Below are 15258 nucleotides of genomic sequence, written 5' to 3'. Positions count from 1 at the left end.
AATAAGTTTTATTGGTTGGCCGCATTATTGCTAAGGGAATTCTACCCTAAGAGCGCGGCGCCACCGCGCCCCCAACGCCCTGCTTCCCGAGGATTCCCCATGAGCGAGTTGCGTTTCACTGAAGATCACGAATGGCTGCGCGTCGAAGCCGATGGCAGCGTCACCGTGGGCATCACCGCCTACGCCCAGAATGCCCTTGGCGACGTGGTTTTCGTGCAACTGCCAGAGTTGCAGCAGTATGAGAAAGGCAGCGAAGCGTCCACCGTCGAATCGGTCAAGGCCGCCAGCGGCGTGTACATGCCACTGACGGGTGAAGTGGTCGAGGTCAACGGCCAGCTCGAAGACAGCCCGGAACTGGTCAACGAAGACCCGATGGGCGAAGGCTGGTTCTTCCGCTTCATCCCTGCCGATGCAGAAGCGGTAACCGCTCTGCTCGACCAGGACGCCTACGATCGCCTGCTCAAAGCCAACGACGACGCCTGAGGAATCCCGCCATGACCATCAACCTCGGCACCGCCAACGAATTCATCGCCCGTCACATAGGCCCGCGCGCCGCTGACGAACAGGCCATGCTCACTGCACTGGGCTTCGACTCGCTGGACGCCATGACCGCTGCGGTCATCCCCGACAGCATCAAAGGTACCAGCGTGCTTGGCTCGCACGACGGCCAGAGCGAGGCCGACGCACTTGCCGCACTCAAGGCCATCGCCGGCAAGAACCAGCTGTTCAAAAGCTACATCGGCCAGGGCTACTACAACACCCACACTCCGGCGCCGATTCTGCGCAACCTGCTGGAAAACCCGGCCTGGTACACCGCCTACACCCCGTATCAGCCAGAAATTTCCCAGGGCCGCCTGGAAGCGCTGCTGAACTTCCAGACCCTGATCAGCGACCTCACCGGCCTGCCGATCGCCAACGCCTCCTTGCTCGACGAAGCCACTGCTGCGGCCGAGGCCATGACCTTCTGCAAGCGCCTGTCGAAGAACAAGTCCAGCCATGCCTTCTTCGCCTCCGTGCACTGTCACCCGCAAACCCTCGACGTGCTGCGCACCCGTGCCGAGCCGCTGGGTATCGAGGTTGTGGTTGGCGACGAACGCGAGCTGGGCGATGTCAGCGCCTTCTTCGGCGCCCTGCTGCAATACCCGGCCAGCAACGGTGAAGTGTTCGACTACCGCGAGGTCGTACAGCGCTTCCATGCTGCCAACGCCCTGGTCGCCGTAGCGGCAGACCTGCTGGCCCTGACCCTGCTGACCCCACCGGGCGAATTCGACGCCGACGTGGCCATCGGCAGCGCCCAGCGCTTCGGCGTGCCACTGGGCTTCGGTGGCCCGCACGCGGCTTACTTCGCCACCCGCGACGCGTTCAAACGCGACATGCCTGGCCGCCTGGTCGGCGTGTCGATCGACCGCTTCGGCAAAACCGCCCTGCGTCTGGCCATGCAGACCCGCGAGCAGCACATTCGCCGCGAAAAGGCCACCAGCAACATCTGCACCGCCCAGGTGCTGCTGGCCAACATCGCCAGCATGTTCGCCGTGTACCACGGCCCTGCCGGCCTCAAGCGCATTGCCGAGCGCACCCACGCCCTGACCGCGATCCTCGCCGCCGGCCTGAAGGCGCTGGGCGTACAAGTGGTGGGCGCCAGCGCCTTCGATACCCTGACCCTGGCCACCGGCACTGCCACCGCCAGCCTGCATGACAAGGCACGCGCCCAGGGCATCAACCTGCGCCAGATCGATGCCGCCCATGTGGGCCTGTCTCTGGACGAAACCAGCACTCAGGCTGACGTCGAGTCGCTGTGGCAGCTGTTGGGTGGCGAGCAGGCACAGCCTGACTTCACCGCACTGGCCGCCAGCACCGGTTCCCTGCTGCCTGCTGCCCTGCTGCGCCAGTCGGCCATTCTCGAACACCCGGTGTTCAACCGCTACCACAGCGAAACCGAGCTGATGCGCTACCTGCGCCGCCTGGCCGACAAGGACCTGGCGCTGGACCGCAGCATGATCCCGCTGGGCTCGTGCACCATGAAGCTGAACGCCGCGAGCGAAATGATCCCGGTCACCTGGGCCGAGTTCGGCAACCTGCACCCATTCGCCCCGGCCGAGCAGAGCCAGGGCTACCTGCAGATGACCACCGAACTGGAGGCCATGCTGTGCGCGGCCACTGGCTATGATGCCGTGTCGCTGCAGCCCAACGCCGGCTCGCAGGGCGAATACGCCGGGCTGTTGGCGATCCGCGCCTACCACCGCAGCCGTGGTGAAGGCCACCGCGATATCTGCCTGATCCCATCGTCGGCCCATGGCACCAACCCGGCCACCGCACACATGGCTGGCATGCGTGTCGTGGTTACCGCCTGTGACGCCCGTGGCAACGTCGATGTCGAGGACCTGCGCGCCAAAGCCATCGAGCACCGCGAGCGCCTGGCTGCAATCATGATCACCTACCCGTCGACCCACGGCGTGTTCGAGGAAGCGATCGGCGAAATCTGCGCGATCATCCACGACAACGGTGGCCAGGTGTATATCGATGGCGCCAACATGAACGCCATGGTCGGACTGTGCGCACCCGGCAAGTTCGGCGGCGACGTTTCCCACCTGAACCTGCACAAGACCTTCTGCATCCCGCACGGTGGTGGTGGCCCGGGCGTTGGCCCGATTGGCGTCAAGTCGCACCTGGCGCCGTTCCTGCCAGGCCATGCCCAGCTGGAAAACACCCAGGGCGCGGTATGCGCTGCGCCCTTCGGTAGCGCCAGCATCCTGCCAATCACATGGATGTATATCCGCATGATGGGCGGTGCCGGCCTCAAACGTGCCTCGCAGATGGCAATCCTCAACGCCAACTACATCGCCCGCCGCCTGGAAGAGCACTATCCTGTTCTGTATACCGGCGGTAACGGCCTGGTGGCTCACGAGTGCATTCTCGACCTGCGCCCACTGAAGGACACCAGCGGCATCAGTGTCGACGACGTGGCCAAGCGGTTGATCGACTTCGGCTTCCACGCTCCGACCATGTCCTTCCCGGTGGCTGGCACGCTGATGATCGAACCGACCGAGAGTGAGTCCAAAGAAGAACTGGACCGCTTCTGCAACGCCATGATCCAGATCCGCGAAGAAATCCGCGCGGTGGAGAACGGTAGCCTGGACAAGGACGACAACCCGCTGAAAAACGCACCGCATACTGCGGCTGAGTTGGTTGGCGAATGGACCCATGGCTACAGCCGCGAGCAGGCGGTATACCCCCTGGCGAGCCTGGTGGAAGGCAAGTACTGGCCGCCGGTCGGCCGGGTCGACAACGTGTTCGGCGACCGCAACCTGGTGTGCGCCTGCCCGTCGATCGAGAGCTATCAGGACGTCTGATAGCCCCACCCCGCCACCTGGCTTGGGTGGCGGGCTCTGTGTAGGAGCGGGTTCACCCGCGAATGCGATGGTGGCTATACCGCCGCATTCGCGGGTAAACCGCTCCTACAGGGCTCAACGTCCGCCCAACAAACTGGCAGGAGGTCAACATGTCACTGAGCGTCTTCGACCTGTTCAAGATCGGCATCGGTCCCTCCAGCTCCCACACGGTCGGCCCGATGCGCGCCGCTGCGCGGTTTGCCGAAGGGCTGCGCCGTGACGGCCTGCTGGCCCGCACCGCCAGCGTCAAAGCCGAGCTGTATGGCTCACTGGGCGCCACAGGCAAAGGCCACGGCAGTGACAAAGCCGTGCTGCTGGGCCTTGAAGGCGAACACCCGGACATTATCGACACCGACAGCATTCCCGCCCGCCTTCAGGTCATCCGCGACAGCGGACGCATCAACCTGCTGGGCGAGCAAAGCATTGCGTTCATCGAAAAGCAGCACCTGGCGATGATCCGCAAGCCGTTGGACTACCACCCCAATGGCATGATCTTCCGCGCGTTCGACGACGCAGGCCTGCAAATCCGAAGCCGCGAGTACTACTCGGTTGGCGGTGGTTTCGTGGTCGACGAGGACGCTGCCGGCCACGACCGCATCGTCGAGGACACAACGGTGCTGGCCTATCCGTTCAAGACCGCCAAGGCGCTCCTCGGCCACTGCACCGCGCATGACCTGTCGGTGAGCCAGGTGATGCTGGCCAACGAGTCCGCCTGGCGCCCTGAAGCAGAAACCCGAGCCGGGCTGCTGCGCATCTGGCAGGTGATGCAAGATTGCGTCACGGCAGGTTGCCAGCATGAGGGCATATTGCCAGGAGGGCTCAAGGTCAAACGCCGCGCGCCGGCCCTGTACCGCCAACTGAGCGGCCACCCGGAAGCCAGCCTGCGTGACGCCCTGTCTGTGCTCGACTGGGTCAACCTCTACGCCTTGGCGGTGAACGAGGAAAACGCCAATGGCGGTCGTGTGGTCACCGCCCCTACCAACGGCGCAGCGGGCATCGTCCCGGCAGTCCTTCACTACTACATGCGCTTCGTCCCCGGTGCCAGCGAGGACGGGGTGGTGCGCTTTCTGCTCACTGCCGCAGCCATCGGCATCCTGTACAAGGAAAACGCCTCCATCTCCGGGGCCGAAGTGGGCTGCCAGGGCGAGGTCGGCGTCGCCTGCTCGATGGCCGCCGGGGCGCTGTGCGAAGTGATGGGCGGCAGCGTGCAGCAGGTGGAGAACGCCGCCGAAATAGGCATGGAACACAACCTGGGCCTGACCTGCGACCCGATCGGCGGCCTCGTGCAGGTGCCCTGTATCGAGCGCAATGCGATGGGCTCGGTGAAGGCCATCAACGCGGTCCGCATGGCCCTGCGCGGCGACGGGCAGCACTACGTGTCGCTGGACAAGGTCATCCGCACCATGCGCCAGACCGGCGCCGACATGAAAAGCAAATACAAAGAGACCGCCCGTGGCGGCCTGGCCGTCAACATCATCGAATGTTGACCCGACAACAACACCAAGGAGTCACCGATGTCCGAAACACTGCTCAAGACCCCACTGCACGCCCTGCACCTGGAACTGGGTGCGCGCATGGTGCCGTTCGCCGGCTACGACATGCCGGTGCAGTACCCGCTGGGCGTGCTCAAGGAGCACCTGCACACCCGCGAGCAGGCCGGCCTGTTCGACGTCTCGCACATGGGCCAGATCATTCTGCGAGGCGCTGACGCCGCCAAGGCGCTGGAAAGCCTGGTACCGGTGGACATCATCGACCTGCCGGTGGGCATGCAGCGCTATGCCATGTTCACCAATGATCAAGGCGGCATTCTCGATGACCTGATGGTGGCCAACCTGGGCGACGACACCCTGTTCCTGGTGGTCAACGCTGCCTGCAAGGACCAGGACCTGGCTCACCTGCAATCCCACATTGGCAACCGTTGCGAGGTGCAGCCGCTGTTCGAGGAGCGTGCCCTGCTCGCCCTGCAAGGCCCGGCTGCAGTCAAGGTGCTGGAACGCCTGGCCCCAGAAGTGGCCGGCATGACCTTCATGCAGTTCCGCCGAGTAACACTGCTGGAGGTGGACTGCTTCGTCAGCCGCTCGGGCTACACCGGCGAAGACGGCTACGAGATCTCGGTACCGGTCAACGCTGCCGACGCCCTGGCTCGCCGCCTGCTGGCCGAGCCGGAAGTACAGCCGATCGGCTTGGGCGCACGCGACTCGCTGCGCCTGGAAGCTGGCCTGTGCCTGTATGGCCATGACATGAACAGCGAGACTACGCCGATCGAAGCCAGCCTGCTGTGGGCGATTTCCAAAGTGCGCCGTGCCGATGGTGCACGCGCAGCGGGTTTCCCGGGCGCCGAGGCGATCTTCACCCAACAGCGCGATGGCGTGGCGCGCAAACGTGTCGGCCTGTTGCCGCAAGAGCGCACGCCAGTACGTGAGGGTGCGGATATAGTAGATGCCAACGACAAACCGGTAGGCAAAGTGTGCAGCGGCGGATTTGGCCCGACACTCGGCGCACCGGTTGCAATGGGTTATATCGATAGTGAACATAGCGCCCTCGACACGCCACTTTTTGCTGTCGTGCGCGGCAAGAAGGTGGCCTTGAAAGTCAGTAAAATGCCTTTCGTGACACCACGTTACTACCGTGGCTGAAACGGCTTTGTGAAGGTTTTGGGCAGCGTAGACATATTCGTTTTCGAACCTGCACAATAACTTTTGAACATGGCGCCAGGCCAGGCGCCATGCCGTTTCCGACAAATCGGTCGGTTATCGGCAAGCCGCCAGTTTTCCATACGACCAAGGGCTTGTTTTTCGCTCGGGAGTTGGCGTAGAGTCACTGCACTGTGTTTGCATGGGTCGCAACAGTTCGTGACCTGGGCCAGTAGCCGAGATTTGCTACAACCCGTTCGACGTCTCTTACTTCCTGCAACCCAGCCCAGTAATCTTTCGCTTACAAAAAAGTGCGAAAGTAACTGTCATCAAAATTTAAGTTTCATAGGAAATAAGACAATGGCTGAGCGTCAGAAGGGTACCGTCAAGTGGTTCAATGACGAAAAAGGTTACGGCTTCATCACCCCAGAAAGCGGTCCGGATCTCTTCGTTCACTTCCGCGCTATTGAAGGCAACGGCTTCAAGAGCCTGAAAGAAGGCCAGCAAGTCACCTTCGAAGCAGTCCAGGGCCAGAAAGGCATGCAGGCTGACAAGGTTCAACCTGTCTGATCCAGCGCCAGACTTTGAAAAGCCCCTGCCAAGTGCAGGGGCTTTTTTTTGCCCGTAGAATAGTGGGCTCGTCTTTTGGAGCGTCCTGCATGTCCAAGCCTCTACTCACTCCCCAGGGAGATTTTCCGCCGGTCGGCCTGGGCCGGCGCCTGGCAGCGATGTTCTATGACTTTTTACTGTGCACCGCACTGCTGATCGTGACCGCCGGCGCCTACAAGATGATTCAGATGTCGATCATCGGCGAAGCACGCATGCGCGAGCTGACCGAGGCCGGCGCACTGGATGGCGACCCATTGCTGTCTACGGTATTGCTGTTTGCCCTGTTCGGCTTCTTTGCCAAGTTCTGGACCCACGGCGGGCAGACGCTGGGTATGCAGGTATGGGGCGTTCGGGTGCAGAATGCCGATGGCTCGGCCATCAGCCTGTGGCAGGCGCTGTTGCGGTTCGTCGTGTCGATCGCCTCATGGCTGTGCCTGGGGCTGGGTTTTTTCTGGGTGCTGATCGACAAGCGCAAGCGTGGTTGGCATGACATCTATTCGGAAAGCCAGCTGGTGCGAGTGCCTAAACAGAAGAAATGAGCCAGAGGATTGGAGTTGCCGGTTCGGGCCGTTTCCTGATGCCTGCGCGATACCTGTAGGAGCGGGTTTACCCGCGAAGAGGCCGGGCCAGATTAACACCCATGAAAAAGCCGACCCTGAGGTCGGCTTTCTTGTGCAGCTCAGGCTATTAACCTGCCCGGCGCAACAACCACACACCGGCCAAGGCACAGATGCCCGCTGGTATCACCACCGCCAGCAGTGGCGGGAAGCCGAATACCTGGCTCGACGGCCCAAGCAGGTCCTGGCCAATGCGAAACACGAAGCCCACCAGTACACCCGTGAACACGCGCTGACCAAGGGTTACCGAACGCAGCGGGCCAAAGATGAACGAGATCGCCATCAGCACCAGGGCCGCCGTTACCATCGGCTGCAGCACCTTGGTCCAGAACGCCAGCCAGTAGCGGGAGTTGTTCAGCCCCTGATCAGACAAGTAGTGGATGTAATCCCACAACCCGGTAATCGAAAGCGACTCCGGCGCGAGGATCACGGTATTGAGCAGTTCTGGCGTGAGCGAAACATCCCAGCGCTCCTCCGGCGCGTTGACCACCTCGGTGTGGTCGCCGCGGAAGTAGGTGGTACGCACATCGGCGAGCAGCCAGTGGTCGTTCTGGTACTGCGCACGGCGGGCAAAGCTCGAGGTGACAATCTTGCGCTCGCTGTCGAAGCGGTAGCGGGTCACGCCCAGCAGCAGGCCATCGGGCTGTACGGCGTTGATGTGCACGTACTCCTCGCCCTGGCGGTGCCACATGCCACGTTTTGAGCTTTGTGCTTCACCACCACCCTGGGCCAGGGAACGGTCGGCCTGGGCCTTGTTCTCGGTCACCGGTGCCACATATTCGCCAATCAGCAGCCCCACCAGCATCAGCACCAGCATCGGCTTCATCACCGCCCAGACGATACGGCCGATGGACACGCCGGCCGCACGCATGATGGTCAGCTCGCTGCTGCTGGCCAGACTGCCCAGGCCGATCAGGCAACCGATCAGGGCGGCCATTGGCAGCATTTCATACAGCCGCCGAGGTGCGGTAAGCAGGACGAAGTTGCCCGCTTCCATCACCGTGTAGGTGTCACTCAGGTCGCCCATTTCATCGATGAAGGCGAAAAGCGAAGCCAGGCCGAGGATGATCCCCAGCACCGCCAGGATGGCCAGCAGCACGCTCTGGCCGATGTAGCGATCGAGCTTAGCCATGGGCCACCTCCGCACGGCGGGCGGCACGTTTCAGGCGCAGCGGCTCCCAGTACATCAGGCCAAGGCCGATCAGCAGGAACAGGCCGTGGACCCACCACATGCCCAGGGCGATCGGCAGTTTGCCCTTCTCGAGGGCGCCGCGTACGGAAATCAGCATTGTCAGGTAGGCCATGTACAGAAGAATTGCCGGCAGCAGCTTGAGGAAGCGGCCCTGGCGCGGGTTGACCCGCGACAGTGGCACCGCCAGCAGGGTGACGACGAACACCAGGATCGGCAGCGACAGCCGCCATTGCAGCTCGGCGCGCTCACGCAGGCCCTCCTTGCCGATCAGTTCGGAGGTGGGAAGCGCTTCGCGCTCGGTCACTTCCTCGGCGACTTCCGGCTTGGGCAGCAGCACACCGTAGGTGTCGTACTTGATGGCGCGATAGTCGGCCTGGCCCGGGTTGCCGTCGTAGCGGTAACCGTTTTCCAGCACCAGGTAGCGGTTGCCGTCGGCCTGGATTTCCTGGTGGCCTTTCTCGGCGACCAACACCGACGGGGCGCGATCCTTGGTCTTGTCCTGGTTGAAGCGCTTCTCGGAGATGAACACCCCGCCCAGGTTGATGCGGTCATCCGACAGTTGCTCGGTATAGGTTACCCGCGAGCCATCACGCAAGGTCTGGAAGCGGCCCGGGACCAAGGTGTCGAACTCGGTCAGGGCATCCTGCTGGCTGATGATCTGCTGCACCTGGGCAACGCCCAGGGGGGCCAGGCTCAGGCTCAGCCAGGCCACCAGCAGGGCAACCAGGGCAGCCGGCGCCATGGTCATGCCCAGCAGGCGCTGCTGGCTCATGCCAGTGGCCGACAGCACGGTCATCTCGCTTTCCAGGTACAGGCGCCCGTAAGCCAGGAGGATGCCGAGGAACAGCCCCAGAGGCAGGATCAGTTGCAGGAAGCCTGGCAAGCGGAAGCCCATGATCAGGAACAACACGCCAGGGTCGAGCACGCCCTGGGCAGCCTGGGCCAGGTACTTGATGAAGCGCCCGCTCATGATGATCACCAACAGCACAGCGCTGACGGCGCTCAAGGTGACCAGGACCTCGCGGGACAGATAACGAAAGACGATCAAACCAGACACTCCTGGGTTGTCAGGGCGGACTGCCATGCAATGGCGCCAAACAATGACTTAGTACATCCAAGACCAATGCCGGTTCGCCAAAGGCGAACCTCCATGTAAAGTGCGCGCATTATCCTGTGATTGACCGCCCCTGTCACTTGGCCGCGTACGAAGGCGCACATCGGGGTTGTCAGCACGCTTGCCACAGGCTCAAACTGGCAGCTTTTCCGCTGGTGCGCGACGACGCGGCCAGGCCCGTCCAGAGCGCTGGAACACACAGCGCCATTCGTATCGATCATTCGGGGATCCTGACATGGAACTGGTTGTAAAAAGCGTAGCTGCTGCATCTGTAAAAACCGCCACCCTGGTCCTTCCAATCGGTGAAAAACGCAAGCTCGGCGCTGTTGCCCAGGCTGTCGACCAGGCCTGCGAAGGCGCCATCAGCGCCGTGCTCAAACGCGGCGACCTGGCCGGCAAACCGGGCCAGACCCTGCTGCTACAGAACCTTCCGGGCCTGAAGGCCGAGCGCGTGCTGCTGGTGGGCAGCGGCAAGGAAGAAGCCCTTGGCGACCGCGCCTGGCGCAAACTGGTGGCCAGTGTCGCTGGCGTGCTCAAGGGCCTGAACGGCGCTGACGCAGTACTGGCCCTAGACGATATCGCGGTCAGCAACCGCGACGCCCATTACGGCAAGTACCGCCTGCTGGCCGAAACCCTGCTGGACGGCGAATATGTGTTCGACCGTTTCAAAAGCCAGAAAGCCGAGCCGCGTGCGCTGAAAAAGGTCACCCTGCTGGCCGACAAAGCCGGCCAGGCCGAAGTCGAGCGTGCGGTCAAGCATGCCAGCGCCATCGCCAGCGGTATGGCCTTCACCCGCGACCTCGGCAACCTGCCGCCCAACCTTTGCCACCCAAGCTTCCTGGCCGAACAGGCGAAAGAGCTGGGCAAGGCGCACAAGGCCCTCAAGGTTGAAGTACTGGACGAGAAAAAGATCAAGGACCTGGGCATGGGCGCGTTCTACGCCGTGGGCCAGGGCAGCGACCAGCCGCCACGCCTGATCGTGCTCAATTACCAGGGCGGCAAAAAGGCCGACAAGCCATTCGTGCTGGTGGGTAAAGGCATTACCTTCGACACCGGCGGCATCAGCCTCAAGCCAGGCGCCGGCATGGATGAAATGAAGTACGACATGTGCGGCGCCGCCAGCGTGTTCGGCACCCTGCGTGCAGTGCTCGAGCTGCAACTGCCGATCAACCTGGTGTGCCTGCTGGCCTGCGCCGAGAACATGCCAAGCGGCGGTGCCACCCGCCCAGGTGACATCGTCACCACCATGAGCGGCCAGACCGTGGAAATCCTCAACACCGACGCTGAAGGCCGTCTGGTGCTGTGCGACACCCTGACCTACGCCGAGCGCTTCAAGCCGCAGGCGGTCATCGACATCGCCACCCTGACCGGCGCATGCATCGTCGCCCTGGGCAGCCACACCTCCGGCCTGATGGGCAATAACGACGACCTGGTCGGGCAGTTGCTCGATGCCGGCAAGCGCGCCGACGACCGTGCCTGGCAATTGCCGCTGTTCGAGGAATACCAGGAGCAACTGGACAGCCCGTTCGCCGACATGGGCAACATCGGTGGGCCGAAGGCCGGTACGATCACCGCGGGTTGCTTCCTGTCGCGCTTCGCCAAAGCGTACAACTGGGCGCACATGGACATTGCCGGTACCGCCTGGGTCAGTGGCGGCAAGGACAAAGGCGCCACTGGCCGCCCGGTACCTCTGCTGACCCAGTACCTGCTGGACCGCGCTGGCGCCTGAAGCCGTGAAGCCGGTGGTGCCTTGCGCGCCACCGGCCGGCGATTTCCACCATGAGCAAAGTCGACTTCTACATTCTGCCCACCGACTCGCTGTCGGCGCGGCTCGATTTCGCCTGCAAGCTGTGCGAGAAGGCCTGGCGCCTCGGCCACCGGGTCTATCTGCACTGCCAGGATGCAGAACAGCGCATTGAACTGGACCAACGCTTGTGGCGCTTCAAGGGCGAGGCCTTCGTGCCCCACGACCTCGCCGAGGTGCATGCCGATGCTGACGTGGTTCTGGGCCTGACTGACAACGCCGGCGAGCACCACGGTCTGCTGATCAACCTCGGCGCCAGCGTGCCGGGCTTTGTCGGGCAGTTCGAGCGGGTGGCCGAAATCGTTGTTGAAGAGCCGGCTATCCGCCAATCAGCCCGTGAACGATTCCGTTTCTACCGTGAACAGGGCTATGCTCTGCAAGACCACCGCTTACAGCGACTTTGACGACGATGGACAAGCCCTCCCCTTTGCCCGATTCCGCCCATCTGCTCGATGACCTCGAGTCGATCCGTCAGCTGCTTGGCGACGCCGACCTGCAACCGCCACTGCTCACCGAGACGGTAGAGCAGATTCCGTTGCTGCTGGACGAAGCCGCCAGCGACCCCGCGGCACCCACCGAACCGGTAGCTGCCGAACCTGAGGACGACCCGCAGACCCGCCGCCAGGACACCCTGCTGCACCTGGAAAGCGAGCTGCGCGCCGCAGCACAGATGATCATGCAGGACGTGATCAACGACTTTACCCCGCATATCGAGAACGAAATCAAGCGCCGGCTGGATGCGCGGATCGAGCGGCTGATCAAGCGTTCCGAGTAGAACCGGCAACGGTGTCGCCTGCTTCGCGGGCGCGCCCGCTCCCACAGGTTCGAAGCCTGCGCTTTGCCCGCGAAGCAGGCGACTCTGTTCCGACAGTTGTCAGCAGCTTGTCGCCTGCGGCCCCCAGCTTGGTTATACTTCCCGGCTTTCCCGAATAAATGCACAGGGTCCCGCCGCGCATGGATAAGACCTACCAGCCGCACGCAATCGAAACTTCCTGGTACAACACCTGGGAGTCCGAGAACTATTTCGCTCCACAAGGTGCAGGCGAGTCCTACACCATCATGATCCCGCCGCCGAACGTAACCGGCAGCCTGCACATGGGCCACGGGTTCAACAACGCGATCATGGACGCCCTGATCCGTTTCCGCCGCATGCAAGGCCGCGACACCCTGTGGCAGCCGGGTACCGATCACGCGGGTATCGCCACGCAGATGCTGGTCGAGCGCCAACTTGAAGCCAAAGGCCAGAACCGTCATGACCTGGGCCGCGAAAAGTTCCTGGAAAAAGTCTGGGAATGGAAGGATCAGTCCGGTGGCAACATCAGCCGCCAGATTCGCCGCCTGGGCTCGTCGGTAGACTGGAGCCGCGAACGCTTCACCATGGACGACGGCCTCTCCGAAGCGGTAAAGGAAGCGTTCGTGCGCCTGCATGAAGACGGCCTTATCTACCGCGGCAAGCGCCTGGTCAACTGGGACACCAAGCTGCACACGGCCATCTCCGACCTCGAAGTGGAAAACCACGACGAGAAAGGCCACCTGTGGAACCTGCGCTACCCGCTGGCCGACGGCGCCAAGACCGCCGAAGGCCAGGACTACCTGGTAGTTGCCACCACGCGCCCGGAAACCCTGCTGGGTGACGCTGCCGTGGCCGTCAACCCGAACGACGAACGCTATCAGGCACTGATTGGCAAATTCGTCGAACTGCCATTGGTCGGCCGCCGCATCCCGATCATCGCCGATGACTACTGCGACCCCGAGTTCGGTACCGGTTGCGTGAAGATCACCCCGGCCCACGACTTCAACGACTACGAAGTCGGCAAGCGTCACAACCTGCCGCTGCTGAACATCTTCGACAAGAACGCCTTCGTGCTGGCCAGCGCCCAGGCCTTCAACCTCGACGGCAGCGTTAACGAGCAGGTCGACACCCAACTGCCGGCCCAGTACGCCAACCTTGACCGCTTTGTCGCGCGCAAGCAGATCGTCGCCGACCTGGACGCCCAGGGCCTGCTGGTCAGCATCGACGACCACGCCCTGAAAGTGCCGAAAGGCGACCGCTCCGGCACGGTCATCGAGCCGTGGCTGACCGACCAGTGGTACGTTTCCACCAAGCCGCTGGCAGAGCCTGCCATCGCCGCCGTAGAAGATGGCCGCATCCAGTTCGTGCCCAAGCAATACGAGAACATGTACTTCTCCTGGATGCGCGATATCCAGGACTGGTGCATCAGCCGCCAACTGTGGTGGGGCCACCGCATTCCAGCGTGGTACGACGAGGCCGGCCAGGTCTACGTTGGCCGCAACGAGGAAGAAGTGCGCGCCAAGCACAAGCTGGGCGCCGACGTGGTCCTGCGTCAGGATGACGACGTACTCGACACCTGGTTCAGCTCGGGCCTGTGGACATTCTCCACCTTGGGCTGGCCGGAACAGACCGAATTCCTCAAGAAGTTCCACTCCACCGACGTGCTGGTGACTGGCTTCGACATCATCTTCTTCTGGGTTGCGCGCATGATCATGCTGACCATGCACCTGATCAAGAACGAAGACGGCACCCCGCAGGTACCGTTCAAGACCGTATACGTACACGGCCTGGTACGAGACGGCCAGGGCCAGAAGATGTCCAAGTCCAAAGGCAACGTGCTGGACCCGCTGGACATCGTCGACGGTATTACCCTCGACGCCCTGCTGGAAAAACGCACCAGCGGCATGATGCAGCCCAAGCTTGCCGAGAAGATCGCCAAGCAGACCAAGGCCGAGTTCCCCGAAGGTATTGCCAGCTACGGCACCGACGCCCTGCGCTTCACCTTCTGCTCGCTGGCTTCGACAGGCCGCGACATCAAGTTCGACATGGGCCGCGTCGAAGGCTACCGCAACTTCTGCAACAAGATCTGGAACGCTGCCCGCTACGTCCTGGACAAGGGCGAAGACTGCGGCCAGAACGGCGAAGCTTACGAGCTGTCGCTGGCCGACCGCTGGATCATCTCGCAGCTTCAGCGTACCGAAGCTGAAGTAACCCGCCAGCTGGAGCAGTTCCGCTTCGACCTGGCCAGCCAGGCGCTGTACGAGTTCATCTGGAACCAGTACTGCGACTGGTACCTGGAGCTGTCCAAACCAGTACTGTGGGACGAAAATGCCCCGGTAGAGCGCGCCCGCGGCACTCGCCGCACTTTGGTGCGCGTACTGGAAGTGGCACTGCGTCTTGCACATCCGTTCATGCCGTTCATCACCGAAGAAATCTGGCAGCGCATCGCGCCGCTGGCCGGCATCGACGGCAAGACCATCATGCTGCAGCCATGGCCAGTGGCCAACGAAGCACGCATTGACGCCGCTGCCGAAGGCGACATCGAGTGGCTGAAAGAGTTGATGGTCGGCCTGCGCAATATCCGCGCCGAAATGAACATCGGCCCGGGCAAGCCGCTGCCGCTGTTCCTGAAGAACGCCAACGCCGACGACCAGCGCCGCCTGCAGGAAAACGAAGCGCTGCTGAAGAAGCTGGCCAAGGTCGAGTCGTTCACCGTACTGGGTGATGCCGACGAAGCGCCGCTGTCCGCTACCGCCCTGGTCGGTGACCTGCAGGTGCTGGTGCCAATGGCCGGGCTGATCGACAAGGATGCCGAGCTGGCGCGCCTGAACAAGGAAATCCAGCGTCTGCAAGGTGAAGTGCAACGTGTTGGCGGCAAGCTGTCCAACGCAGCCTTCGTCGACAAGGCCCCGCCTGCGGTGATCGAGAAGGAACGCGCCAAGCTGGCCGAGTCCGAACAGGCCCTGGCCAACTTCACCGAGCAGCATGCGCGGATTGCAGCGCTGTAATCACTAGAGAGACCGTTGGGGTCGCTGCACGGCCCTTTCGCGACACAAGGCCGCTCCCACAGGACGGCGCCAACCTTCAAGGCGCCACCACCCTGTGGG

At 62.7% G+C, this 15258-nt stretch carries 12 protein-coding genes; 10 read left to right on the top strand and 2 right to left on the bottom strand.

All coding sequences use genetic code 11. The features are described from left to right. Positions 1–99: 99 nt before the first annotated feature. The 6 genes from gcvH (at position 100) to QYE47_RS20195 (ending at position 7170) form a co-directional block, all read left to right on the top strand. The gene (gene gcvH, locus QYE47_RS20220; protein ID WP_003255087.1) at positions 100–483 is read left to right on the top strand and encodes a glycine cleavage system protein GcvH; all 384 of its coding nucleotides are present in this window, start codon (positions 100–102) and stop codon (positions 481–483) included. A gap of 11 nt (positions 484–494) precedes the next feature. Continuing rightward, complete coding sequence (gcvP, locus tag QYE47_RS20215; RefSeq protein ID WP_014589843.1) at positions 495–3350, top strand: aminomethyl-transferring glycine dehydrogenase; 2856 nt, start codon at positions 495–497, stop codon at positions 3348–3350. A 149-nt stretch (positions 3351–3499) separates the two neighbouring features. After that, entirely contained in the window at positions 3500–4876 is a 1377-nt protein-coding gene (locus tag QYE47_RS20210; RefSeq protein WP_070383504.1) for an L-serine ammonia-lyase, read from the top strand. Between the two features lie 27 nt (positions 4877–4903). Next, positions 4904–6025: a glycine cleavage system aminomethyltransferase GcvT gene (gene gcvT, locus QYE47_RS20205; protein ID WP_070383503.1), complete on the top strand. Its 1122-nt coding sequence runs from the start codon at positions 4904–4906 to the stop codon at positions 6023–6025. Positions 6026–6382: 357 nt separating this feature from the next. After that, entirely contained in the window at positions 6383–6592 is a 210-nt protein-coding gene (locus QYE47_RS20200) for a cold-shock protein (RefSeq protein ID WP_014589840.1), read from the top strand. A gap of 89 nt (positions 6593–6681) precedes the next feature. Beyond that, positions 6682–7170: an RDD family protein gene (locus tag QYE47_RS20195; protein ID WP_003255094.1), complete on the top strand. Its 489-nt coding sequence runs from the start codon at positions 6682–6684 to the stop codon at positions 7168–7170. 148 nt (positions 7171–7318) lie between these two features. On the opposite strand, the gene lptG is transcribed toward QYE47_RS20195, so the two are convergent. Together lptG and lptF are read right to left on the bottom strand one after the other, a co-directional pair. Then, positions 7319–8380, bottom strand: coding sequence for an LPS export ABC transporter permease LptG (lptG, locus tag QYE47_RS20190; RefSeq protein WP_010952171.1), 1062 nt, complete (start codon positions 8378–8380; stop codon positions 7319–7321). Next, the gene (lptF, locus tag QYE47_RS20185) at positions 8373–9488 is read right to left on the bottom strand and encodes an LPS export ABC transporter permease LptF (protein ID WP_004575655.1); all 1116 of its coding nucleotides are present in this window, start codon (positions 9486–9488) and stop codon (positions 8373–8375) included. The genes lptG and lptF overlap by 8 nt, the downstream gene beginning before the upstream one ends. A gap of 301 nt (positions 9489–9789) precedes the next feature. Between lptF and QYE47_RS20180 the strand changes: the two genes are divergently transcribed. From QYE47_RS20180 to QYE47_RS20165, 4 genes are all read left to right on the top strand, one after another. Next, entirely contained in the window at positions 9790–11283 is a 1494-nt protein-coding gene (locus QYE47_RS20180; RefSeq protein WP_019437022.1) for a leucyl aminopeptidase, read from the top strand. Positions 11284–11333: 50 nt separating this feature from the next. Next, positions 11334–11762: a DNA polymerase III subunit chi gene (locus QYE47_RS20175; protein WP_014589838.1), complete on the top strand. Its 429-nt coding sequence runs from the start codon at positions 11334–11336 to the stop codon at positions 11760–11762. Between the two features lie 5 nt (positions 11763–11767). After that, positions 11768–12133, top strand: coding sequence for a hypothetical protein (locus tag QYE47_RS20170; protein ID WP_019437023.1), 366 nt, complete (start codon positions 11768–11770; stop codon positions 12131–12133). 179 nt (positions 12134–12312) lie between these two features. Beyond that, positions 12313–15159, top strand: a complete 2847-nt coding sequence (locus tag QYE47_RS20165) for a valine--tRNA ligase (protein ID WP_003255103.1) — start codon at positions 12313–12315, stop codon at positions 15157–15159. The last annotated feature ends 99 nt before the right edge of the window (positions 15160–15258 follow it).

This window comes from Pseudomonas sp. 2,4-D, assembly GCF_030418155.1.
Lineage (GTDB): Bacteria > Pseudomonadota > Gammaproteobacteria > Pseudomonadales > Pseudomonadaceae > Aquipseudomonas > Aquipseudomonas alloputida.
This window is presented reverse-complemented; position numbering and strand designations above follow the sequence as displayed.

Coding starts and splice junctions, on each gene's coding strand:
- gcvH (WP_003255087.1), top strand. CDS start 100: ATGAGCGAGTTGCGTTTCACTGAAGATCACGAATGGCTGCGCGTCGAA.
- gcvP (WP_014589843.1), top strand. CDS start 495: ATGACCATCAACCTCGGCACCGCCAACGAATTCATCGCCCGTCACATA.
- QYE47_RS20210 (WP_070383504.1), top strand. CDS start 3,500: ATGTCACTGAGCGTCTTCGACCTGTTCAAGATCGGCATCGGTCCCTCC.
- gcvT (WP_070383503.1), top strand. CDS start 4,904: ATGTCCGAAACACTGCTCAAGACCCCACTGCACGCCCTGCACCTGGAA.
- QYE47_RS20200 (WP_014589840.1), top strand. CDS start 6,383: ATGGCTGAGCGTCAGAAGGGTACCGTCAAGTGGTTCAATGACGAAAAA.
- QYE47_RS20195 (WP_003255094.1), top strand. CDS start 6,682: ATGTCCAAGCCTCTACTCACTCCCCAGGGAGATTTTCCGCCGGTCGGC.
- lptG (WP_010952171.1), bottom strand. CDS start 8,380: ATGGCTAAGCTCGATCGCTACATCGGCCAGAGCGTGCTGCTGGCCATC.
- QYE47_RS20180 (WP_019437022.1), top strand. CDS start 9,790: ATGGAACTGGTTGTAAAAAGCGTAGCTGCTGCATCTGTAAAAACCGCC.
- QYE47_RS20175 (WP_014589838.1), top strand. CDS start 11,334: ATGAGCAAAGTCGACTTCTACATTCTGCCCACCGACTCGCTGTCGGCG.
- QYE47_RS20170 (WP_019437023.1), top strand. CDS start 11,768: ATGGACAAGCCCTCCCCTTTGCCCGATTCCGCCCATCTGCTCGATGAC.
- QYE47_RS20165 (WP_003255103.1), top strand. CDS start 12,313: ATGGATAAGACCTACCAGCCGCACGCAATCGAAACTTCCTGGTACAAC.